This window comes from Methylorubrum subtropicum (genome assembly GCF_038442325.1).
GTDB lineage: Bacteria > Pseudomonadota > Alphaproteobacteria > Rhizobiales > Beijerinckiaceae > Methylobacterium > Methylobacterium subtropicum.
Genome location: NZ_JBBXMW010000001.1, coordinates 36,158 through 58,485, shown reverse-complemented (window position 1 = coordinate 58,485; position 22,328 = coordinate 36,158). Strand labels below are relative to the sequence as shown.

General features: G+C 70.4%; 23 protein-coding genes. 8 read left to right on the top strand and 15 right to left on the bottom strand.

Annotation, left to right across the window (positions count from 1 at the left end):
* Nucleotides 1-27: 27 nt before the first annotated feature.
* From AAHG03_RS00275 to AAHG03_RS00230, 10 genes are all read right to left on the bottom strand, one after another.
* Nucleotides 28-993 (bottom strand): ABC transporter permease, encoded by a 966-nt coding sequence (locus AAHG03_RS00275; RefSeq protein ID WP_342147965.1) that lies wholly within the window; start codon nucleotides 991-993, stop codon nucleotides 28-30.
* A complete protein-coding gene (locus tag AAHG03_RS00270; protein ID WP_342147964.1) occupies nucleotides 990-1,925 on the bottom strand; it encodes an ABC transporter permease in 936 nt (311 codons plus the stop codon). The genes AAHG03_RS00275 and AAHG03_RS00270 overlap by 4 nt, the downstream gene beginning before the upstream one ends.
* Nucleotides 1,915-2,769 (bottom strand): ABC transporter ATP-binding protein, encoded by an 855-nt coding sequence (locus AAHG03_RS00265; RefSeq protein ID WP_342147963.1) that lies wholly within the window; start codon nucleotides 2,767-2,769, stop codon nucleotides 1,915-1,917. Before AAHG03_RS00265 ends, AAHG03_RS00270 begins: the two co-directional genes overlap by 11 nt.
* 82 nt (nucleotides 2,770-2,851) lie before the next feature.
* Nucleotides 2,852-3,403: a flavin reductase gene (locus AAHG03_RS00260; protein ID WP_342147962.1), complete on the bottom strand. Its 552-nt coding sequence runs from the start codon at nucleotides 3,401-3,403 to the stop codon at nucleotides 2,852-2,854.
* Nucleotides 3,404-3,431: 28 nt separating this feature from the next.
* Entirely contained in the window at nucleotides 3,432-4,214 is a 783-nt protein-coding gene (rutD, locus tag AAHG03_RS00255; protein WP_342147961.1) for a pyrimidine utilization protein D, read from the bottom strand.
* Between the two features lie 3 nt (nucleotides 4,215-4,217).
* Entirely contained in the window at nucleotides 4,218-4,610 is a 393-nt protein-coding gene (gene rutC, locus AAHG03_RS00250; protein ID WP_342147960.1) for a pyrimidine utilization protein C, read from the bottom strand.
* A gap of 43 nt (nucleotides 4,611-4,653) precedes the next feature.
* Nucleotides 4,654-5,412: a pyrimidine utilization protein B gene (gene rutB / locus AAHG03_RS00245; RefSeq protein WP_342147959.1), complete on the bottom strand. Its 759-nt coding sequence runs from the start codon at nucleotides 5,410-5,412 to the stop codon at nucleotides 4,654-4,656.
* Nucleotides 5,412-6,512: a pyrimidine utilization protein A gene (gene rutA / locus AAHG03_RS00240; protein WP_342148555.1), complete on the bottom strand. Its 1,101-nt coding sequence runs from the start codon at nucleotides 6,510-6,512 to the stop codon at nucleotides 5,412-5,414. Before rutA ends, rutB begins: the two co-directional genes overlap by 1 nt.
* Before the next feature lie 203 nt (nucleotides 6,513-6,715).
* Nucleotides 6,716-7,357, bottom strand: a complete 642-nt coding sequence (gene rutR, locus AAHG03_RS00235) for an HTH-type transcriptional regulator RutR (RefSeq protein ID WP_342147958.1) — start codon at nucleotides 7,355-7,357, stop codon at nucleotides 6,716-6,718.
* A 116-nt stretch (nucleotides 7,358-7,473) separates the two neighbouring features.
* On the bottom strand, nucleotides 7,474-9,297 hold the full coding sequence (locus tag AAHG03_RS00230; RefSeq protein WP_412759707.1) for a sigma 54-interacting transcriptional regulator: 1,824 nt from the start codon (nucleotides 9,295-9,297) through the stop codon (nucleotides 7,474-7,476).
* Nucleotides 9,298-9,529: 232 nt separating this feature from the next.
* Here AAHG03_RS00230 and AAHG03_RS00225 point away from each other — a divergent pair, with 232 nt between their 5' ends.
* The 7 genes from AAHG03_RS00225 to AAHG03_RS00195 all read left to right on the top strand — a co-directional run bounded on the left by AAHG03_RS00225 (nucleotide 9,530) and on the right by AAHG03_RS00195 (nucleotide 14,716).
* The gene (locus tag AAHG03_RS00225) at nucleotides 9,530-10,888 is read left to right on the top strand and encodes a CmpA/NrtA family ABC transporter substrate-binding protein (RefSeq protein WP_342147956.1); all 1,359 of its coding nucleotides are present in this window, start codon (nucleotides 9,530-9,532) and stop codon (nucleotides 10,886-10,888) included.
* A gap of 3 nt (nucleotides 10,889-10,891) precedes the next feature.
* Nucleotides 10,892-11,731, top strand: coding sequence for a nitrate ABC transporter permease (gene ntrB, locus AAHG03_RS00220; RefSeq protein ID WP_342147955.1), 840 nt, complete (start codon nucleotides 10,892-10,894; stop codon nucleotides 11,729-11,731).
* A 9-nt stretch (nucleotides 11,732-11,740) separates the two neighbouring features.
* Nucleotides 11,741-12,721: an ABC transporter ATP-binding protein gene (locus tag AAHG03_RS00215; protein ID WP_342147953.1), complete on the top strand. Its 981-nt coding sequence runs from the start codon at nucleotides 11,741-11,743 to the stop codon at nucleotides 12,719-12,721.
* Nucleotides 12,722-12,762: 41 nt separating this feature from the next.
* Complete coding sequence (cynS, locus tag AAHG03_RS00210; RefSeq protein ID WP_342147952.1) at nucleotides 12,763-13,251, top strand: cyanase; 489 nt, start codon at nucleotides 12,763-12,765, stop codon at nucleotides 13,249-13,251.
* A gap of 294 nt (nucleotides 13,252-13,545) precedes the next feature.
* Nucleotides 13,546-13,737, top strand: coding sequence for a helix-hairpin-helix domain-containing protein (locus AAHG03_RS00205; protein WP_342147951.1), 192 nt, complete (start codon nucleotides 13,546-13,548; stop codon nucleotides 13,735-13,737).
* Between the two features lie 182 nt (nucleotides 13,738-13,919).
* On the top strand, nucleotides 13,920-14,468 hold the full coding sequence (locus AAHG03_RS00200) for a YciE/YciF ferroxidase family protein (RefSeq protein WP_342147950.1): 549 nt from the start codon (nucleotides 13,920-13,922) through the stop codon (nucleotides 14,466-14,468).
* 11 nt (nucleotides 14,469-14,479) lie between these two features.
* A complete protein-coding gene (locus tag AAHG03_RS00195) occupies nucleotides 14,480-14,716 on the top strand; it encodes a DUF2171 domain-containing protein (protein ID WP_342147949.1) in 237 nt (78 codons plus the stop codon).
* Nucleotides 14,717-14,777: 61 nt separating this feature from the next.
* Here the strand turns inward: AAHG03_RS00195 and AAHG03_RS00190 are convergent, their stop codons facing one another.
* The 5 genes from AAHG03_RS00190 to AAHG03_RS00170 all read right to left on the bottom strand — a co-directional run bounded on the left by AAHG03_RS00190 (nucleotide 14,778) and on the right by AAHG03_RS00170 (nucleotide 20,829).
* A complete protein-coding gene (locus AAHG03_RS00190; protein WP_342147948.1) occupies nucleotides 14,778-15,911 on the bottom strand; it encodes a metallophosphoesterase in 1,134 nt (377 codons plus the stop codon).
* Nucleotides 15,912-16,127: 216 nt separating this feature from the next.
* Nucleotides 16,128-17,015 (bottom strand): alpha/beta fold hydrolase, encoded by an 888-nt coding sequence (locus AAHG03_RS00185; protein WP_342147947.1) that lies wholly within the window; start codon nucleotides 17,013-17,015, stop codon nucleotides 16,128-16,130.
* Between the two features lie 30 nt (nucleotides 17,016-17,045).
* On the bottom strand, nucleotides 17,046-18,998 hold the full coding sequence (locus AAHG03_RS00180; protein WP_342147946.1) for an alpha/beta hydrolase domain-containing protein: 1,953 nt from the start codon (nucleotides 18,996-18,998) through the stop codon (nucleotides 17,046-17,048).
* Nucleotides 18,999-19,144: 146 nt separating this feature from the next.
* Nucleotides 19,145-19,816: a 3-oxo-tetronate 4-phosphate decarboxylase gene (gene otnC / locus AAHG03_RS00175; protein WP_342147945.1), complete on the bottom strand. Its 672-nt coding sequence runs from the start codon at nucleotides 19,814-19,816 to the stop codon at nucleotides 19,145-19,147.
* Nucleotides 19,813-20,829 carry a LacI family DNA-binding transcriptional regulator gene (locus tag AAHG03_RS00170; protein WP_342147944.1) on the bottom strand — a complete coding sequence of 339 codons (1,017 nt, stop codon included), beginning with the start codon at nucleotides 20,827-20,829 and terminating at the stop codon, nucleotides 19,813-19,815. Before AAHG03_RS00170 ends, otnC begins: the two co-directional genes overlap by 4 nt.
* A 182-nt stretch (nucleotides 20,830-21,011) precedes the next feature.
* Between AAHG03_RS00170 and AAHG03_RS00165 the strand changes: the two genes are divergently transcribed.
* Complete coding sequence (locus tag AAHG03_RS00165) at nucleotides 21,012-22,328, top strand: MFS transporter (protein ID WP_342147943.1); 1,317 nt, start codon at nucleotides 21,012-21,014, stop codon at nucleotides 22,326-22,328.

The window sequence follows — 22,328 nt, the reverse complement described above, 5'->3', positions numbered from 1 at the left end:
CTCCTCTCGTGTGCCTTTGGTCTCGGCTCAGCGCCCCCGCATCGCCGGATGCCAGCCGGTCGCGGCGCGCTCGATCAGCGCGACGAGCCCGTAGAAGGCCGAGCCCGCCAGCGCGGCGAGCGCGATCTCGGCCCAGACCATGTCGAGCGAGAGCCGGGCCGCCTCGATCGAGATGCGGAAGCCCATGCCGACGATCGGCGTACCGAAGAACTCGGCGACGATCGCCCCGATCAGCGCGAGCGTCGCGTTGATCTTGAGGGCGGTGAAGAGGAAGGGCAGCGCGGTGGGCAGGCGCAGCGCCAGCAGCGTGCGCCCGTAGCCCGCCGCGTAGGTGCGCATCAGGTCGCGCTCGATCCGGCCCGTGGCGGCCAGCCCCGCGCCCGCCTGCACCAGCATCGGGAAGAAGGTCATCACGGCGACCACCGCGGCCTTCGACGGCCAGTCGAAGCCGAACCACATCACCATGATCGGCGCGATGCCGACGATGGGGAGCGCCGAGGCGACGTCGGCCACCGGCAGGAGGCCGCGCCGCAGGAACGCCACCCGGTCGGCGAGGATCGCGACAGTAAGGCCCGCCACGTTGCCGATGACGTAGCCCGGTAGGGCCGATTTCAGGCAGGTCTGGACGAAGTCGGCGGCCAGCGTCGGGCCGGCGGCGGCAAAGCGCATCGCGACGGCGGAGGGCGGCGGCATCAGCACGGCCGGCACGCCGGCGCCCACGACGACCGTCTCCCACGTCACGAGGACGAGGAGGCCGAACAGCAGCGGCAGGGCGAGGCCGACGGCCCGGCGGGCCGCGCGGTCGCGCGGCGTCAGCGCGGCGAGATCGCGCGCGGCGAAGGTGGCGGCGAGCCAGACGAGGGCCAAGCCGAGCCAGATGCCGGCCCCCGCCTGCCCGGCGAGGTCGGGGCCATGGACGCCGAGCGCCAGGGCGAGCCCGCCGACGAGCGCCGCGGGGCCGAGCAGGGCGAGGCGGGCGGCGCGGTGCGTCATCGGCGGCCCCCCGTGGCAAGCGGGCCCCCGCTTGCCCGCAGGGTCGCGGTCTCGGCGAGGCCGACCGCGCGAACGAGCAGCGCCGAGAGCACGGCCGCCGCGACCAGCGCGGCCCAGATCTGGATCGTCTGCCCGTAATAGGAGCCGGCCAGGAGCCGCGCCCCGAGCCCGGCCTGCGCGCCCGTCGGCAGTTCGGCCACGATGGTGCCGACGAGGTTCGCCGCCACGGCGATCTTCAAGCTGGCGAACAGGTAGGGCAGCGACGCGGGCCAGCGCAGGCGGGCGAGGATCTGCGGCTTCGAGGCCGAGTAGGTCCGCATCAGGTCGCGATGGATCGCGTCGGGCGCGCTCAAGCCCTTCACCATGCCGACCGTGACCGGGAAGAAGCAGAGATAGGCGGCGATCACCGCCTTCGGCAGCAGCCCGGTGAAGCCCGCCGCCCCCAAGGCCACGATGACGATCGGGGCGACGGCCAGGATCGGGACCGTCTGCGAGGCGACGATCCAGGGCATCAGGCTCGCCTCGACGCTGCGCAGGTGGACGATCGCGACCGCGAGCGCGATCCCGAGCACGGAGCCGATGGCGAAGCCGAGCATCGTCGCCGAGAGCGTGACCCAGGCGTGGTAGACGAGGCTGCGCTTCGAGGTGATGGGGAAGCCGAACACGCCGCGCCATACTTCCGCGATCACTTGATGCGGGGCCGGGACGACGGGCCGCTCCAGCGCCATCGTCGCCGCGGCGATCCGGCCCGCCTCCGGCGCCTCGCCGGCCCGGACCAGCGCGTCGGCGGCGCCGGACCAGTTCGCGAGGAGCGCGGCCAGCGTCCACGCGACGAGGATCGCCAGCACGACGCTCGCCACCGGCAGCAGCCAGCCGGGCTCCGCGGGCCGCCGCCTCGGCACCGACGGCAGGGGCGCCGCCTCAGGCGTCATAGGCGTGACCGGCGCGCAGACCCTCGCGCACCCGCTGGCACAGGCGCAGGAACTCGGGCGATTCGCGGATCTCCAGCGGGCGCTCCGGCCCGAGGCCGGCGCAATCGACGATGTCCACGATCCGGCCGGGGCGCGGCGACATCACGACGACGCGGGTCGAGAGGTAGACCGCCTCGGGAATCGAGTGGGTGACGAACAGGACCGTCTTGGCGGTCGCGCGCCACAGGGCGAGCAGCTGCGCGTTGAGATGGTCGCGCACGATCTCGTCCAGCGCCCCGAAGGGCTCGTCCATGAGCAGGAGCTTCGGGTCGAAGCAGAGTGCGCGGGCGATGGAGGCGCGGCTCTGCATGCCCCCGGAGAGCTGCCAGGGAAACTTTTTCGCGAAGCCCGAGAGCTGGACCAGATCGAGGTAGCGGGCGACCCGCTCGCGGCGCTCGGCGCGCGGGACGCCGAAGATTTCCAGCGGCAGCGCCACGTTCCGCTCGATCGTCCGCCACGGATAGAGTGCGGGCGCCTGGAACACGAAGCCGTAGTCGCGCCGCAGCCGCGCCGCCTCGGCGCTCACCCCGTTGACGGTCAGTTGCCCGCCGGTCGGCCGTTCGAGGTCGGCGACGCAGCGCAGCAGGGTGGTCTTGCCGCAGCCGGACGGCCCGATGAACGAGACGAACTCCCCCGGCGCCACGGCGAGATCGACGTCGGCGAGCGCGTGGACCGGCGCGTCGGCGGCCTCGTAGGTCAGGCACAGGCCGCGCGCGGAGACGACCGGCCGGGGCGCCACGGCGGGCAGCGCCGGCCGATCCGGTTCGGGCGGCGGCTTCAGGGCGAGGGCGGCGGCACGCGACATGGCAGGTTGGTCGTTTCCCAAGAGGTCGCGGGGTGTGCCGATGCGGCGGCGAGCGAGCATTTTCCGTGCCGCCGGTCGCGGTTCAGGCGCGCGCGAAGGCCGGGGCCTCGGCGGGGCGCGGGATGCGGGCCAGCCTGCGGTAGCGCCGCTCGCCGTAGAGGAGCGCGTCGGCCTCCCCGGCCGTGGCGACGGCCTCGACCGCGCAGTACAGCACGTCGTGCGTGCCGACCGCGTGGCGCGCGACGATGCGGCCGTCGAAGGCGACGAGCGCGTCGGCGAGCGCGGGCGCGCCGGTGCGCAGGGTCCGCCACGTGCCGGCGGCGAACCGCTCGGCCATGTCGGTGCGCCCGCCGAACAGCGTCGCCAGCCCCTCGTGGTCCGCGCCGAGCGTGCTGACGCAGAGGCTGTCGTTGCGGCTGAAGGCGCCGTGCGCCGACGATCCGCGGTTGATGCAGACGAGCAGCGTCGGCGGCGCGTCGCTGACGCTGCACACGGCCGAGGCGGTGAAGCCGGCCCGGCCGCCGGGCCCGTCGGTGGTGATCAGGTGGACCGCTCCGGCGAGCCGGGACATCGCCTCGCGATAGGCGGGGCCGGCAAGCGGCGCGGCGTCACGGGAACGCTCGGCAACGGTCATGGCGGCGACCTTCTCATGCGGGGCGTCCTCAGGGGCGCCCGAGGAAGTCGAGGAGCGCGGCGTTGAACGCCTCGGCGCGGGTGACGCTGTGGGCGTGGCCGCCGTCCTCGGCGAGGACGAGCCGGGCGTTCGGCAGCCCGTCCGCCAGCGCCTGCGAAGCGGTGAAGGGCACGAGCACGTCGTCGCGCGCGGCCATCAGCAGGGTCTCGTGCGGGATGCGGGCCAGCGCCTCGGTCGCGTCGAACGCTTCCAGCGCGGCGATGCGGGTCAGCACCGTCGCCGTGTCGGGGAAATGGGCCAGCGCGTGCGCCTCGTCGGCGGCGACGCGCTCGGCGTTCTGCGAGAGCCACGGAGCCGGGTAGAGGAAGATGCCTTGCGCCCGGACATAGGCCTCCGGGCCGGCCCGCGTCAGCAGCGCCTTGCGCGCGGCAAAGCAGCGGCGCGTCGCCGAATCCATCGCGGCCCAGCCGTTGACGACGACGAGGCGCCCGACCCGCTCCGGATGCGTCAGGGCGAGTTGCAGGCCGATCAGCCCGCCGAGCGCGTGGCCGACGATGTCGACTTGCGCGATGTCGAGACCGTCGATGAGATCGAGCGCATCGCGGGCCATCGCCGCGATGTCGTGGTCCGGCGCGACGGGACCGCCCGAGCGCCCGGTGCCGCGATGATCGTAGGTGACGACGCGCATACGCTCGGCCAGCGCCGGAACCTGGGGCGCGAAATACGCGGCCGAACCGCCGAGTCCGGGTGAGAGCAGCACGGTGCGCCCCCCGGCCCGGCCGTGCACCGTATTATGGACGCGAGCGCCCATGGCTCAGGCGGGCCGGCCGAGATGGGCGATCGAGGCGATCTCGACCAGCGCGTCGGGCTTCACGAGGCCGCACTGGATGCAGTAGCGCGCCGGCTTCTCGCCGGGGAAGTACTCGGCGTAGACGCCGTTGATCGCGCCGTAATCGGCCCAGTCCTTGAGGAAGACGTGATTGAAGACGACATCGTCCATGGTGCCGCCCGCGGCCTCGACCACGCCCTTGATCGTCTCCAGCACGTGGCGGGTTTGGGCCGCGGCGTCGCCCACATGGACGACGTTGTTGTCCCGGTCGAACGCGAGCGTGCCCGAGACGTAGAGCACCCCGTCGGCGAGCGTGCCGGGCACGTAGGGGGCGAGCGGCTTGCCCGTGCCGGGCGGGATCACGACGGATTTGGGCATGTCTTTCCGACTCCGGGCGGCGGTTCGGGTGAGGGCGGGCGTCCTACTCGGCCGCTGTGCGGGCCGCAGGCGCTTGGCGGGCGGCCGGCGCCGCGAGCGCCGCCTCGAAGCTCGCCACGTCCGAGACCCAGCCGAAGAAGGTCTCGATGTTGAGAAGGGCGCCCGCCTGAAGGCTCGGCGGGCCGGCCTGATGGGTCGCGTCGGCGAGCACGATCCCGAAATATTCGAGGAAGAAGCCGTCGCGCAGGGTCGATTCCACGCAGACGTTCGTGGCGATGCCGGTGAAGACCAGCGTGCGGATGCCGCGCGCCCGCAGCATGCTGTCGAGGGGCGTGTTGAAGAAGCCGCTGTAGCGCGGCTTGCCCAGCACGATCTCGCCGGGCTCCGGCGTCAGCGCGTCGATCAGCGCGTAGTCCCAGGTGCCCTTGGCCAGGAGTTGCCCGTTCATCTCGGGGCGGCGGCGCATGGTCTTCAGGGCGTTGGACTTGTGCCAGTTCGGCGAGCCGGGGCCGCCGGCCTCGACGTAGTTTGGGTCCCAGCCGTTCTGGAACCAGACCACGCGGAGACCCGCCGCGCGGGCCGCCGCGACGGCGCGTGCGATCTGCGCGACGACCGGCCCCGTCTGCGAGACGTCGAAGCCGGCGAGATCGAGATAGCCGCCCTTCGTCGTGTAGGCGTTCTGCATGTCGACGACGATGAGCGCGGTGGCGTCGGCATCGAACGCGATCGGCTCGGGGCGCGCCGGCAGCGTCAGCCCGCCGTGGCGGCCGGACGGGTCGCGGTAGCCCGCGGGCGGCTCCATCACGCGACCTCCGCGAGCGCGGCGGCGCTGCCGGTGACGTGCCGGCGGGTGCGCATCAGGGGTTGGATGCGCGTGCCGAAATCGTCCATCCCCTTGAGGAAGTCGTCGAAGGTCAGCAGCACGCCGCCGGTGCCCGGCACCGTCACGACCTCGTCGAGCAGGCTCGCGACGGTGGCGTAGGAGCCGACCAGCGTGCCCATGTTGATGTTCACCGCCGAGGTCGGGTCGGCCATCTGGCGGATGTTGGTGTCGGCGCCCGACTTGGTGTCGGCGGCCCCCTGCAGGCCGAGCCAGGCGATGGCCTCCTCGTCGGCCCCGGCCTTGTAGTGCTCCCACTTGGCGCGGGCCGCCTCGTCGGTCTCGTCGGCGATGATCATGAACAGGACGTAGGAGGACACGTCCCGGCCGGTCCTGGCGCGGGCCTCCTCCAGCCGCGCCACGGTCGGGGCGAAGGCGGTCGGCGTGTTGATCCCCTTGCCGAAGCAGAAATTGTAGTCGGCGTAGGTCGCCGTGAAGGCCATGCCGGCCGCGCTCTGCCCGGCGCAGATGATCTTCATCTCGGCTTGCGGACGCGGGCTGAGACGGCAATCGTCCATCTGGAAGAACTCGCCCTTGAGGTCGCTGCGGCCCGTCTCCCACAGATCGCGCAGGACTTGCGCGTATTCGGACAGGTACTCGTAGCGCCGACCGAAATATTCGTCGCCGGGCCAAAGGCCCATCTGCGAATATTCCGGCCGCTGCCAGCCCGTCACGAGGTTGATGCCGAAGCGCCCGTTCGAGATCGAATCGATGGTCGAGGCCATGCGGGCGACGATGGCGGGCGGCAGGCACAGGGTCGGCGCCGTGGCGTAGAGCTTGATCCGGCTCGTGACGGCGGCCAATCCCGCCATCAGGGTGAAGGATTCGAGGTTGTGGTCCCAGAACTCGGTCTTGCCGCCGAAGCCGCGCAGCTTGATCATCGACAGCGCGAAGTCGAGCCCGTAATGCTCGGCCTTCAGCGTGACCTCGCGATTGAGTTCGAAGCTCGGCTTGTATTGCGGCGCGTTCTCCGACAGCAGCCAGCCGTTGTTGCCGATCGGAATGAAGACGCCGATATTCATGCGCTCGGTCATGCAAATCTCGCCCGCTGCGTCCGATCGCGACGACGAAACCTTGCGATCGACGGTAACGGTACCGGCTCGGACCGTTTGGTCAAACTAAGAGTCGCGAAATTTGACCGTTTGCACAAACTCTCCGCGGCCTGCCCGCGCCTTGCGCCGTCCCTGCCCAAGCGCCGCGCTGTTTTCCGCCTGCAGGCGGCGAATCACGACAGTCCGAGATGGCCCAGGATCAGGCTCTGGGTGCTCGCCACCGTCTCCTCGAAGAACGCCGCGTCGGTGAGGTCGCGCCCGGTGATCGCGGCGACCTGCACGGCGAAGTCGGCGTAGTGCTGCGTGATCGCCCAGATCGCGAAGACGAGATGGTGCGGGTCGTGCGCGCGGACCCGGCCCTCGGTGATCCAGCCGCGCAGGACCGCGGCCTTGGCCTCGACGAGCGCCCGCAACGGGCCTTCGAGTTCGGGGCGCAGGAGATGCGCGCCCTGCACGATCTCCAGGCAGAACAGCCGCGAGGCCTGCGGCGCGTCGCGCGACAGCGCCACCTTCGCGCGGATGTAGCGCTTGAGCGCCTCGGCCGGCTCGCTGCCGGCGTCGAGCGCCTGGAGCGGGTCGAGCCAGACATCGAGCACGCGCCGCAGCACGGCGACGTACAGCTCCTCTTTTGACGGAAAGTAGTAGAGCAGGTTCGTCTTCGAGAGGCCGGCGCGCTCGGCGATCTGGTCGAGGCTCGCGCCGTGCAGGCCGACCGTCGAGAATACCGCGAGCCCCGCGTCGAGCACCGCCGCGCGCCGCAACGCCCCGTCCCGCCGCTGCCGCCGCGCCGGTGCCGTCCCCCCCTTCCCGGTCACGCCGCCCCCTCTCGCTGCTTCGCTGCCGAACTGGCGCAAGCGCCGAATGCATGGGCCGCATCGGCTTTTTCCAAAAGCCGGCCACCACCTTTTGGGCCGATGCTCAAGCAAAAAAATCAAGGCTTGATGCCGTGGGCCTTGATGCGGGAGGCGAGCGTCGTCGGGCGCAGGCCGAGCCGTTCGGCGGCGCCGCCCGGCCCGAACACCTTGCCGCCGCACAGCGCCAGCGCCTCGACGATCTCGGCCCGGTCGCGGGCGCGCCGCTCGGCCTCGGTGCGCGGGCGGTGTGCGGGGGCGGCGCTTGCAGAGATGTCGGCGGCGGTCTCGTTCGGGCCGGCCTCGTCGAGGTCCGGCAGATCGAGGCGCAGGCGCCCGCGCTGGGCCAGGATGACGCCGCGCTCGATCACGTTCTCCAACTCCCGCACGTTGCCCGGCCAGCCGTAGCGGATGAGGCGGCGGACATCGCCCTCGGTCAGGCGCGGCTCGGGCACGCCGAGGCGGAGCGCGGCGCCGCTGAGCATGTGCTGGGCGATGAGGGGGATATCCTCCGGCCGGTCGCGCAGGGGGGTCGCGCCGATAGGGAAGACGTTGAGGCGGAAATAGAGGTCGCCGCGGAAACGGCCGCGGCGCACCTCCTCCTTGAGGTCGCGGTTCGTCGCCGCCACGAGGCGGACATCGACCGCGCGGGTGCGCTCCTCGCCAACGCGCTCGAACGAGCGTTCCTGCAGCACGCGCAGGAGCTTGCCCTGGAGGTCGAGGGGGATTTCGCCGACCTCGTCGAGGAACAGCGTCCCGCCGTCGGCGAGCTCGAAACGCCCGACCCGGTCGCGCAGCGCGCCGGTGAAGGCGCCCCGCGCATGGCCGAAGAACTCGCTCTCGAACAATTCGCGGGGCACGGCGGCGCAGTTCACCCGGATCAGCGGCCGGTCGCGGCGGCGGCTCGCCTCGTGGATCGCGCGGGCGATCAACTCCTTGCCGGTGCCGGACTCGCCCGTGACCAGCACGGTCGCGTCGGTGCCGGCCACGAGATCGATCTGGCGGCGGATCGCCTCGATGGCCGGGCTGCGGCCGATGATGCCCTGATGGTGGCTGCCGGCGCGAATCTCCTCCTTCAGGTAGGCGTTCTCCAGCTCCAAGCGCTCGCGCAGCGAGACGACTTCGGCCAGCGCCTGGCGCAGCCGCTCGTCCGCCTCGCGGCGCTGGCTGATGTCGCGGAACACGATGACGGCGCCGACGAGCGCGCCGCGGTCGCGGATCGGCGTCGAGGTGTACTCGACCGGAAACGACGTGCCGTCGCGGCGCCAGAACACCTCGTCATCGACCTGATGCACCGCCCCGTCGCGGAAGGCCGCGTAGATCGGGCAGTCCCGGTGCGGGTAGTGGCAGCCGTCCGGGTGGGTGTGGTGCACCGAGGCGTGCATGTCGCGGCCGACGAGATCGGCGGCGGACCAGCCCAGCATGCGCTCGGCGGCCGGGTTGACGAAGGTCGTCACCCCCTCCGCGTTGACCCCGTAGATGCCCTCGCCCGCCGCGCGCAGGATCAACTGGTTCTCGCGTTCGATGTCGCGGAAGATCCGCTCCATGCGCTGCCATTCCGAGAGGCCGGCGCGCATGTGGCGGTCGGCCTCGCGATCCACTTGGCGCTGGCGGCGCTCGTCGAGATCGAACAGGGTGAGGAGGACGAGCCCATCGGGCAGCAGCGTGCCCACCGTCTCGACGCTCAGCGCACGACCGGCCCCGTGCCGCGGCGTGAGCGTGTGGGTCCACCAGCGCCCCTTGGCTTGCACCGCTTGCGTGAACACGATCAGCGCCGGGACCTGCCCCGGATGCAGGGCGCTCGCCGCCATGTCCCGCAATGCGGCGCGCTCGTAACCGAGCAGGCGCGCGGCGGCGTCGTTAGCATCGACGATCCGGTCCCGGGCCGGATCGAGCACCAGCATGGCCTCGGCGCCCGCCTCGAAGACGGGCCCGAAACCGGCCCCTGCTCCCGTGTCGCGCGCCGCCTCCAGCATTACGAAATCTCGTCGTTGGGCTACGAAATCTCATGTTACACGAGATTTCGTAGTTTCGCGCGATCATGACAAACTATTGATGTAAAACGGTTTCCGCGAATTTCCGCGCTTGGCACACCCCTTGCCAATTGTCCGGCGTCCCGCACCGACCGAGGCGCCCATGGCTCTGTTCGACAACCCCTTCGACGCCAAACGCCGCCTCGCCCGCGGCGGCTGCTCCTGCGGCGCCCATGCGAGCCAAGCCGAGCACGATGCTGCGCCGACCGGCGAGGCCGCGCTGGAGCGGGCGGTCGAGGGTGCGGTGATGCGCGCCCTGTTCCCGCAAGACGCCGAGCGCCGCGCCTTCCTGCGCAGCGTCGGCGCCGCCACCGCGCTCGCGGCGGTGAGCCAGTTCTTCCCCACCAAGTTCGCGGCGGAAGCCTTCGCGCAAGCCGGCAAGCCCGAGAAGAGCGACCTGAAGGTCGGCTTCATCCCGATCACCTGCGCCACGCCGATCATCATGGCCAAGCCCATGGGCTTCTACGAGAAGCAGGGCCTGAACGTGGAGGTGGTGAAGACCGCGGGCTGGGCGGTGATCCGCGACAAGACCCTGAACAAGGAATACGACGCCGCCCACATGCTGGCGCCGATGCCGATCGCGATCTCGCTCGGCCTCGGCTCGAACCCGCAAGCCTACACGATGCCGGCGGTGGAGAACGTCAACGGCCAGGCCATCACCCTGGCGATGAAGCACAAGGAGCGGCGCGACCCGAAGGACTGGAAGGGCTTCAAGCTCGCGGTGCCGTTCGACTACTCGATGCACAACTACCTGCTGCGCTACTACCTCGCGGAAGCCGGCATCGATCCCGACACCGACGTGCAGATCCGCGCGGTGCCGCCGCCCGAGATGGTCGCGAACCTGCGCGCCGACAACATCGACGGCTTCCTCGCCCCCGATCCGGTGAATCAGCGCGCGGTCTACGACGGCGTCGGCTTCATCCACATCCTGTCGAAGGAGATCTGGGACCGGCATCCGTGCTGCGCCTTCGCGGCCTCGGAAACCTTCATCAAGGAGACGCCGAACACCTACGCGGCGCTGCTGCGCTCGATCATCCAGGCCACGGCCTACGCCTCGAAGGCGGAGAACCGCAAGGAGATCGCCGCCGCCATCGCGCCCGCGAACTACCTCAACCAGCCGCTCACCGTGGTCGAGCAGGTGCTCACCGGCACCTTCGCGGACGGCTTGGGCCAAGTGCGCAAGGTGCCCGACCGCGTCGATTTCGACGCCTTCCCCTGGCAGTCCTTCGCGGTCTGGATCCTGACCCAGATGAAGCGCTGGGGCCAGCTCAAGGGCGAGGTCGACTACGCCGCGGTCGCCCGACAGGTCTATCTCGCGACGGACGCCGCCAAGCTGATGAAGCAGGACGGCTTCACGCCGCCGGATGCCACCAGCAAGACTTTTGCCGTGATGGGCAAGACCTTCGATCCGGCCAAGCCGAAGGAATACCTCGAGTCCTTCAAGATCAAGCGGGCGGGCTGAGCCATGACCCGCTCGATCAACCTCCGCGCCGGCGTGCTGTCGCTGGCGCTGCTCGCCGCAATCCTGCTGATCTGGCAGGTCGCGGTGAGCGGCACCGGCAAGACCGAGGCGATGGACCCGGAATACGCCGCCCTGATGGGGCAGACCGCCACCACCGGCAAATCGGCGATGCCGGGGCCGCTCGATGTTGCCGAGACAATGTGGAAGCATCTCAAGGACCCGTTCTACGACCGGGGCCCCAACGACAAGGGCATCGGCATCCAGCTCGCATACTCGGTCGGCCGCGTCGCGCTCGGCTACGGCCTCGCGGTGATCGTGGCGATCCCGGTCGGCTTCCTCATCGGCATGTCGCCGTTGATGAGCCGCGCGCTCGACCCGTACATCCAGATCCTGAAACCGGTCTCGCCGCTCGCCTGGATGCCGCTCGCGCTCTACACGATCAAGGATTCGAGCCTGTCGGCGATCTTCGTGATCTTCATCTGCTCGGTCTGGCCGATGCTGATCAACACCGTGTTCGGCGTCGCCTCGACCCGCAAGGAATGGCTCAACGTCGCCCGCACGCTGGAGGTCGGGCCGATCCGGCGCGCCTTCACGGTGATCCTGCCGGCGGCCGCCCCCACCATCCTCACCGGCATGCGCATCTCGATCGGCATCGCGTGGCTCGTCATCGTGGCGGCCGAGATGCTCGTGGGCGGTACCGGCATCGGCTACTTCGTCTGGAACGAGTGGAACAACCTCTCGATCACCAACGTGATCACCTCGATCCTCGTGATCGGTCTCGTCGGCATGGTCCTCGACCAGTTGCTCGCCCGCGCCCAGCGCCTCGTCACCTTCCCCGAGTGAGGCGCTGAGATGAGCACGCTCCTCCCCTTCGTGCGGCGCGCCCAGGCCGCCCCCGACCCAGCCGCCGGGACCCACCGCATGTCGAATTCGGAAAAATTCATCTCGATCGAGGGCATCGCCCGGCGCTATCCGGCGCCCGGGGCTAAGACCACCACGATCTTCGAGAACCTGTGGCTGCCGATGCGGCGCGGCGAGTTCGTCTGCATGATCGGCCATTCGGGCTGCGGCAAGACCACGGTCCTCAACATCCTGGCCGGGCTGGAGGCGCCCTCCGAGGGCGCGGTGATCGTCGACGGGCAGGCCATCGCCGGCACCAGCCTCGACCGGGCGGTGATCTTCCAGGGCCACGCCCTGCTGCCGTGGCGCACCGTGCTCGGCAACGTCGCCTACGCGGTCTCGTCGCGCTGGCGCAAGGCGCCGAAGGCCGAGATCGAGGCACGCGCCAAGAAGGCCATCGCCACGGTCGGGCTCGCCGGCTCCGAGCACAAGCGGCCGTCCGAATTGTCGGGCGGCATGAAGCAGCGCGTCGGCATCGCCCGCGCGCTCTCGATCGATCCCAAGATTCTGCTCATGGACGAGCCGTTCTCGGCGCTCGACGCGCTGACCCGCGGGACGCTGCAGGACGAGGTGCGCCGGATCTGCGTCGAGACCGGGCAGACCGTGTTCATGATCACCCACGATGTCGACGAGGCGATCTACCTCGCCGACCGGATCGTGCTGATGACCAACGGACCGGAGGCGAAGGTCGCCGAGATCGTCGAGAACCCGCTGCCGAAGGACCGCGACCGCACGCAGCTCCACCACGCGCCGGGCTACTACGCGTTGCGCAACCACCTGATCGACTTCCTCGTGTCGCGCTCCCGCACGATGCGGGACGCGATGCCGGCCGATTACGACCCGCGCCATCCGCCGGTGGTCCGCCCCTCGCTCAGCGAGGCCGACGCCGAGGCGATCGCGGCCACCACCGAGCCGGCCCCGCGCCGCGCCTGACGGCCGCCCTCCCCCACCCCCTCAACCCACAGGAGCCAAGCATGAAGCGCGAAGACCTCACCGAGAAGCTGCTCGACATCAAGCGCGAGAAGGGCTGGACCTGGAAGTACATCCAGGACGAGATCGGCGGCATCTCGCCGATCCTGATCACCGCCGCCTGCATGGGCCAGATGAAGCTCCCAAAGGCCCAGGCCGCCAAGGCCGCCGAGCTGTTCGGCCTGTCGAAGGCCGAGGAGCGGATGCTCAACGAGGCCCCCTACCGCGGCTCGATCCCGCAGATGCCGCCGACCGACCCGCTGATCTACCGCTTCTACGAGCTGGTGATGGTCTACGGCACGACGTGGAAGGAGTTGATTCAGGAGGAGTTCGGCGACGGCATCATGTCGGCGATCGACTTCAACATGACCATGGAGCGCGAGCCCAACAACAAGGGCGACCGGGTGAAGATGAACCTTTCCGGAAAATTCCTGCCGTACAAGTACTACGGCAACGACGAGGGCGTGCCGGAATACGGCTTCAAGGAAGGCTGAGCGCACCGGCCTGAGCGGCGGGAGCCGGCTTTCGAGAAAGCCGGTGCGCAACAGGAGAAGGCTTCGCACCGGCCGGTGGATCGCAACCGGCCGGTGCCACTCGAGGCTCGGGCAACCGCACCGCCGGCCAAAGCCGTTGCCGTATGCGTTCCGTTACGGAGCATGCCCACGGCCGGCCGATCCTCGGCGCGGACCGAGTCATTGCCGTGGCTCGTTTCTTTCCGCGCATCAGTCTGCCGGGAAACAGGCGGCGGCAGACGGCGTTCCGGTGGGGCGAAACGTCGGAGGCCCACCATGATCGATCTGAACACCGCGACGGCCGAGGAACTGGACGGTGTGCCGGCCCTCGAAGGCCACGGTCACGAGATCGTCCGTTACCGGGAGGAGCGGGGCCGCTTCACCAGCCTGCGGCAGTTGGACGAGGTCCCCGGCCTCAGCGGCAAGACCGACGGAGTCGGCGACCACGTCGAGGTCGCGGCCCCCTGAGCTGGCCGGCCGAGGCGCGGACGCTCGGCCGCCGACCTGAGCCGTGAAGTTCCCGCAATTTTGCAGTTTATCCCGGATTAATTTTCGGACCCCGTTGCCCGACGCTCGGTTTCTTCGCTGCAGGCTGCCGGCGAGATCATCCCTGTAGCCTCACCCGTTCAACAAGCAAGAGATCGATCGCGATGGCTGCCAAGCAGAAGACCTTGCATGACGCCTTCTATGAGACGTTGAAGGATGTCTATTACGCTGAGCGGCAATCGGTCAAAGCTCTGAAGAAGTCCGCCAAATCGGCCGAGAACGAGGAGCTGCGCCAAGCGTTCGAGACCCACGCCGAGGAAAGCGCCGAGCAGGTGGAGCGCCTGCAGCAGGTGTTCGAGATCATCGGCAAGCCGGCCCGCGGCAAGACCTGCGAGGCCATGCAGGGCCTGACCTCCGAGATGGAGGAGGATTTGGAGGATTTCGAGGACAGCCCGGCCGCCGACGCCGTGCTGGCGGCCTGCGCCCAGGCGATCGAGCATTACGAGATCGCCCGCTACGGCACCCTCAAGACCTGGGCGACCCAGCTCGGCTACGCGGACGCCGCCAAGCTCCTCGACGCGACGCTGCAGGAGGAAAAGAAGACCGATCAGCTCCTCACCGAGATCGCCGACCGCATCAACGCGGAGGGCACGGATACGGATACGGACGAAGGGGCCGCCCCGAAGAAGGGCAGCAAGGCCAAGGCCGGTTGAGGGGCATGTCCATGATCGATGCAGGTCTCATCCAGGAGCACATGCCGGTCGTCGGCTCCGACGGCCACCGGGTCGGCACGGTCGATCATCTCGACGGGCAGCGCATCAAGCTGACCAGGACGGACCCGGCGGCACACGGCGTCCACCACTTCATCCATGTCGATTCGATCGACGCCGTCGAGAACGGCGAGGTCCGCCTGAACCGCACGGCGGCCCAAGCTCAGGACGAGTGGGGCACCGCGGAATAGGATTTTCGATTTTCAGAACACCGAGCGAGGGGCTGCCGGAAGGCAGCCCTTCCGCATATCGTCAGTTCGCGCGGGGTCGAACCGCGGCGCGCAGCGTGATGCGCGTCAGCTCGGAGGGCGGGCCGAGCCGCAGGGCGAAGCCCGGCCACAGGGCGGTGCCGTTGTTGACGTAGAGCGTCATGCCCCCGACCGCGTAGGCGCCCGAGACGAAGCCGGCATTCGCCCGCGCGACCAGCCGGTCGAGACCGGCGACCATCCCGCCATGGGTGTGACCGGAGAGTTGCAGGGCCACGCCCTTCGCCGCCGCCCGGGCCGCCGCCCGCGGCTGATGGTCGAGCAGGATGACCGGGGCACCGGCCGGGGCGCCGGCCAAGGCGGCATCGAGGTCGTGGGCCGGCTGGCCCGCATGCGCGGCCGAGAGGTCGTTCACGCCGGCCAGCACCAGGGCGTCGTCGCCGCGCTTCAGAACGGTGTGGCGGTTGGCGAGCACGTTCAGGCCGAGATCGGCATAGTGATCCATCCATGCCGTATATTCGAAGAAGTATTCGTGGTTGCCGGGGATCAGCCAGACCCCGTCGGGGGCGCGCAGATCGCGCAGGGGCTCGACGTCGGCGCGGCGGGCGGCGAGCGACCCGTCGATCAGGTCGCCGGTGATCACGACGAGATCGACGCCGAGGGCGTTGGAGCGGGCCACGACCTCGCGCGCCCAGGGCGCCGGGAACAGCCGGCTGAGATGCAGGTCGCTGAGTTGGAGGAGCCTGTAGCCGTCGAAGGCAGGCGGAAGGTTCGCGATCTCGACCGTGACGTCCTTGAGCGGCGGCACGCGCAGGGCCTGCTGCACGCCGAACGCCGACAGGAGCATGGCGAGGGCGGCGGCAGCGTAGCGCCAGCCCGCGGGGACGATCCAACCGCCTCCGGGCACGAGCCGGCCGGCCAGCGCCACGAGGTCGAGCGCGATCACCATCGTGGCCAGCAGGACGAGGGTGCCGAAGGCCCAGTTGAACAGGACGACCAGCGCGCGCGGAAACTCCGGCGCGAACACCGAGCCGGACGAGAGGCGGCTCCACAGGTGGTACTGGGAGGCGACCAGCACGAGCACCGCGAGACCGGCCTTCACGGCGAACGGCCAGGGCAGCGGCCACACCACCCGGGCGACGACGTAGAGGCCGGGCAGTCCGAAGATCATGTGGAACATGGCAGGTGGAACTTGGACCGTCCGAGCGGGGCGGGGGATGGGGCGACCGCGACGCGCGGGGACGATCTCGCCGACGACGGCCCCTTCGTGGGCCTCGGCGACAGCGAGCCCGTTCGCGGCTACGGCATCGGCAGTCCTACCCGCGGTGACGCCGCGCACATGACGTCGGGCTTGCACTGCGGCGGTCCCGATCCGGGTCGCCCGCGCCGAACGGGGTCATCCGAGGAAGTGCAGCAACGCCGCGGCGACCTCGTCCGGGCGCTCTTCCTGAAGCGTGTGGCCGCATTCCAGCGCATGGCCGCGCACGTCCCGCGCCTTCTCCCGCCACGTCGCCAGCACGTCGTAGGTCCGCCCGACCGTCCCCTTCGCGCCCCAGAGCGCCAGCACCGGAACCTCGATGCGCCGGTCGGCGTCGGCGGCGTCGTGCTCCAGATCGATCGTCGCCGCCGCCCGGTAGTCCTCGCAGATCGCGTGGCGCGTGGCCGGATCGCGGTAGACGCGCAGATACTCCGCCAACAGCTCCGGGCTCGGCGAGCCGGGCGTCTTCGATTGCCCCTCGACATGGGTGCGCAGGAAGAAGTCCGGGTCGGCGCCGATCAGCCGCTCCGGCAGCGGCGCGGGCTGGATCAGGAAGAACCACCAGAAGTACCGGGTGGCGAAATCCTTGTCGGTGCGGGCGTACATCGTCGCGGTCGGGGCGATGTCGAACAGCGCGAGCCGCGTCACGGCGTCCGGATGATCGAGGGCGAGGCGGTGGCCGACCCGTCCGCCGCGGTCGTGGCCGACCACGGCGAAGCGCGCGTGGCCGAGCCGGGCCATCACCGCGACGGCGTCAGCGGCCATGCTGCGCTTGGCGTAGGCGACGTGGCGCGCGCCGCCCTCCGGCTTGTCGGAATCGCCGTAGCCGCGCAGGTCCATCGCCACGACGGTGAAGCGCTCGGCCAGACGCGGCGCGACCTGCCCCCAGGTGGCGTGGGTCTGGGGATGGCCATGCATCAGCAGGACGGGCGGCCCCGACCCGCCGACCGAGGCCCGGATCCGCACGGGGCCGGCCTCGATGTCGTGCAGGGCGAAGCCGGGGAGGAAGGGGTCGGGGCCGAGCATGGCGTCACACTCTCAGAAGGCGGGCATCCGTTACGGCGTGCGCGGCCGGGCCGCCTCGATCATGCGGTCGCCGTCCTCGCGCAGGAGCAACCGGTCGGCGACGAGCGCATCGACCGACTTCGTGACGGCGGCGACGTAGTCCTCCGCATCCGGGTAACGCTCCTCGATCGAGGGCCGGGGATCGCCCTTGGCGATCCGCTCTGCTCGCGTCGGCGCGAAGGGGAGCTGGCTGCCCTCCCGGTCGCACAGGGCGCCGGCTGGGAACGGATCGGCGTAGAGGTTCCAGCCGGTATAGGTCGCGCGTGGCGCGGCCACGGCCGGCAGGCGGATGCCCGCCACGTCGTTGCCGTCGGCATCGACCCGCGGCACCAGCGGGCGGTACTGCGGCCCGGCCTCGGGGCGGGGATCGACGTAGCTGCCGAACCGGGCGATGGCGTTCGGTGCCGTGGGGACGGGCACGCCGACCATGAACGGGAAGCCGATCTCGGCCGCCTCGACCAGGGTCCCGTCCGCGAGGCGCGGCACCCGGCTCTCCGGCGGCGCCTTGCCGTCCCTCACCCACTCTTCGAGCGCGACGAGCAGCGCCCGGATCGCGGGCGCGGGGTTCAGCGTGCTGCGCTCGTTCGCGCAGGGGCCCCTGGTCGATGTCATGCCGGCGCGCCCGTAATGGAAGCCGCTCGACACGAGGTAGGCGCGGGCGGTGTCCGGCAGCACCACGTCGCGGCGGCCGAGCGGATCGGTCGTCAGGAGCGAGGCGCCCTTCTGCCAGTACTCGGTGGCGGTGTTCATCTCGATCAGCAACGGATCGAAGCCGTCGCCGCGCAGGATCGTGCCCGTCCGCCCCGTGACCGGATCGTGCTGCGAAGCGGCCGAGAACGGAAACGCGTTCTCCGGGTAGAGATGGTCCTCGTGCTGCGTGTTCGTCCGTGAGGGCTGGCCGAACCGGGCGTTGAGGAACACCCCGCCCACCCCGGCGATGTGCGACAGGACGCCATCGAACACGCGCCGCCCGGCCTCGTCGCGATTGAAGCCCTGCTGGATGAAGTCGCGCAGGTAGCGCCCGCTCTGCGAGATGCCGAGCGCGAGGGTTTGCCTGATGCCGCTGGCGGCCGGATTGGAGGCCTCGCTTCGCAGATGCGCCACCACGTCCCGCGTGGCCGCGAAACCGATGCCGAGCACCTTCGGCTCGGTGGCCCGATAGGTGAACTCGTAGAGCGAACCGGGGAGCGGCTTGGTCCCCTTGGGCAGAAGCTCGATCTGGCGCGGCGTGGCGTAGTGCCAGGCTTGCGCCGGCACCGGGCGCGGCGGGTCGGATTCCCGGCGTCGCACGGTGAGATGGGCTTGCTCCCTGTCCGGGCTCGCTACCTTGAAGGTGAGGAAGAACGGCGCCTCGGGCGGGCCGCGCGTGGCGCTGACGAGTTGGTCGCGCACGGTCTCGACGATCGGTTGGCCGTAGCGGGTCGCCACCGGCACGTCGATCGCCATGCCGCCCTGCTGGCGCAGCGCGTCCGCCTCCCAGCCCGACCAGACCAACGTGTAGCCGCGGCGCAGGACGAGGCCGGTCCCGGCGTCGGCCGCGGATTTCGGATCGTTGACGGCCTGGACCGCCTGGGCGGGGGCGTCGAGCACCCAGTTGAACAGGAACTTGCGGCCCCGGTTCAGCACCTCGAACAGCAGCGTGCCGTTCCCGCGCGCGGCATCCTTCGGGCGCAGGATGAACAGGTCCGTCCGGTACTCGACCATGCCGCGGGCGTTGCGGGGCGCCAGCGCGATGTCGACGATGCCGGCATTCGCGGGGTCGGCCGGATCGAGTTCGCCGCGGGCCGTGCCGATCACCCGCTCGTAGGCGCCGGCGGCGCCGAACTCGGCACCGTCCGCGAACGGCTCGACCGAGGTGATGTCGATGCCGGTGATGCGCGCCTGGGCCGGCGTGACGCACAGCGCGCAGCCGAGCACGCCGGCAAGGGCCATATGGGTCCGCATTGTATTCCTCCCTTCGTTTGGTTTTTCTCGGTTTTTGCTTGTTTTTGGTCCTCGCCGGAGCGCGAATGCTCACGATCCGGCAGAGCTTCAAGTCGAACGCCGCTCGGATGGATGGCGTCCATCACGGCGGCGCCACGACGCTCAAATCATCCGCAGTCGCCGCGGTGGTCGGGCAGCGTCAGGCCGAAATGCGCCACGAGGTCGGCGACCTGGGCCGGCGAGAGCGCGCGGGGATTGAGGTTGCGCAGGAGCAGGTAGAGCCGGGCCGTCTCCTCCAACTCCTCGGTGGCGAACACCGCGCCTTCCAGGCTCTCGCCCGCCACCACCGGTCCGTGATTGGCCAGCAGCACCGCGCTGTAGCGCCCGGCGAGCCCCCGGATCGCGTCCGCGACGGCCGGGTCGCCCGGCCGGAAATACGGGACCAGGGCGGTGCCGCCGGTCCGCATCAGGTAGTAGGGCGTCAGCGGCGGCAGCACCGCCCGCGGATCGATCTCCGGCAGCATCGACACCGCCACCGCGTGGGTCGAGTGCAGGTGCACGATCGCGCGTGCCTCGCTCCGGCTCTCGTAGAGGGCGGTGTGGAGGGGAATCTCCTTCGTCGGCCTGTCGCCGGACACGAGGCGGCCCGCCGCGTCGAGCCGGGCGATCCGGGCCGGATCGAGGAAGCCGAGCGAGGCGTTCGTCGGCGTGACCAGCCAGCCCCCGTCGTCGAGGCGGACCGAGATGTTGCCCGACGAGCCCGGCGTCAGGCCCCGCTCGAACAGCGAGCGGCCGTAGCGGCAGATCTCCTCGCGCAGCTTGCTGTCCGAATGGCTCACGCGGTCGCCCCCTGGCAGAGTTCGAAGCCGAGATCGATCGTCCCCGCGGGTGCGCCGTCGGTGAGGCTCCGGGCCGCCGCCCGGCCGATCTCCAGGCGCGGCGTGCGCATCGTGGAGAGGGGCTGGGGCATCGCCGCGGTGATGTCGAGGGCGTGGCAGCCGAACAGGGCGACGCGCCCGGGCACGGCCCAGCCGCGGCCGAGGCAGCCGAAATAGCCGCCGAGCGCCATGTCGTCGTTCGAGAAGTAGACCGCGTCCGTGTCGGGCGCCCGCGCCATCAGGGCTTCGAGGCCGGCGCGGCCCGCGGCGGCCGAGGAGCGGTCGGCGACGAGTTCCCGGTCGTGCAGGCCGAGGCCCGCCTCGGACAGCGCGGCCTCGAAGCCGGCGAACCGCTTGGCGGCCCGCAGATCGCGACTCAGGTCGTGCCCGACATAGCCGATGCGCCGGTAGCCGCGCTCGATCAGGTGGCGGGCGCTGGCATGCCCCACGGCGCGGTTCGAGAAGCCGACGACGATGTCGAGGCCCGGCCCGTCGGTGTCGATCATCTCGACGATCCGGATGCCCGCGGCCCGCAGGCGCGTCACCGTCAGGTCCGTGTGCTCCAGCCCGGTCAGCACGAGGGCGGCCGGACGCCAGGACAGCAGGCCCGCCACCAGCGTCTCCTCGCGGGCGGGATCGTAGTCGCTCACCCCGATGACGCTCTGGAAGCCGGTGGCGTCCAGCTCGCCGGTGAGCCCGCGCAGCAGATCGGGGAAGACGATGTTGGCGAGCGACGGGATCACGACCCCGACGAGTTGCGCGCCGGCCGAGTCGGCGTTGCCCGCCAGCGCGCCGGCCAGCCGGTTCGGCACGTAGCCGAGCCGGGCGGCTGCCTCCAGCACGCGCTCGCCCGCCCGCTTCGAGTAGGAACCCCGGCCGCGCAGGACGCGCGAGACCGTGCTCTCGCCGACCTTCGCCTCGCGGGCGACGTCGGCGATCGTCACGAGACGACCCGGCATCTGGTGAAGGGTCATGCCTGCTCCCCCGGCTCGAGCCTTCCATAGCAACCGGGCGGAACCGTCTCAACCAAATTTGGCAGCGCTGCCAAAAATGGATTGGCAGCGCTGCCAAAACCGCATATCGTTCGATTCGAGCATCGCCGCCACGAGCGGTGCCGACAGGCCGCCCGCAACGACGGGCCGCCGGGAGAACGCCCATGACCACGCACGCCGCCGCGGTATCGGGGGTCTCCGCGCCGCCGGACGCCTTCGTCGAGCAGACCTACACGAAGGTGTTCTGGCGCCTCGTGCCGTTCCTGATGCTCTGCTACGTGATCGCCTATCTGGACCGGGTGAACGTCGGCTTCGCCAAGCTTCAGATGTCGCAGGAGCTGCAGTTCAGCGACACGGTGTACGGCCTCGGCGCGGGCCTGTTCTTCATCGGCTACTTCCTGTTCGAGGTGCCCTCGAACGTGATCCTCGACCGGGTCGGCGCCCGGGTCTGGATCGCCCGGATCATGATCACCTGGGGGCTCATCTCCGGGGCGTTCATGTTCGTGAACTCGGCGACCTCGTTCTACGTCATGCGCTTCCTGCTGGGGCTGGCCGAGGCGGGCTTCTATCCGGGCGTGATCCTCTACGTGACGGCGTGGTTCCCCTCGCATCGCCGCGCGCGGGTGATCGCGGTGTTCATGTCGGCGATTCCGGTCTCCGGCATCTTCGGCAACCCGCTCTCGGGCTGGATCATGGACGCCTTCCACGGCGCCTACGGCCTGTCGGGCTGGCAGTGGATGTTCCTGATCGAGGCGATTCCCGCCGTCCTCGTCGGCGCGGCGGTGTTCCTCTACCTCGACAACCGCCCGGCCGACGCGGCGTGGCTCTCGGCGCCCGAGAAGGCGGTGATCGAGCGCGACATCGCGGCCGAGCGCGCGGGCAAGGTCGAGAGCCCGCACTCGATCGCGAGCGTGTTCCGCAACGGCCGGATCTGGTTCATGAGCCTGATCTACTTCGCCTTCGTCACCGGGCAGTACGGCCTGACCTTCTGGATGCCGACCATCGTCAAGGCGTCCGGGATCCAGGGCAACCTCAACATCGGCCTCGTCAGCGCGATCCCGTTCCTGTTCGCGGTCCTCGTGATGATCCTGCTCGGCCGCAGCGCCGATCGGATGCGCGAGCGCCGCTGGCACCTGATCGTGCCGGCGCTCCTCGGCGCGGTCGGCTTCGTCGTCGCGGCGAGCAGCGGCAGCACCGTCGTCGCGGTCGCGGCGCTCTCGGTCGCGGCGGGCGGCGTGCTGACCTGCGCGCCGCTGTTCTGGTCGCTCCCGACCGCGTTCCTGACCGGCACCGGCGCGGCGGCCGGCATCGCGCTGATCAACTCGGTCGGCAACCTCGCGGGCTTCGCCAGCCCCTACGTGATCGGGACGCTGCGGGACTCCACCGGCAGCACGGCGGCCGGCATGTACGCGCTCGCCGGGATGCTGGTGGTCGGCGCGGTCTGCGTGTTCCTGACCCCCAAGCGGCTCGTGAACCGCTAG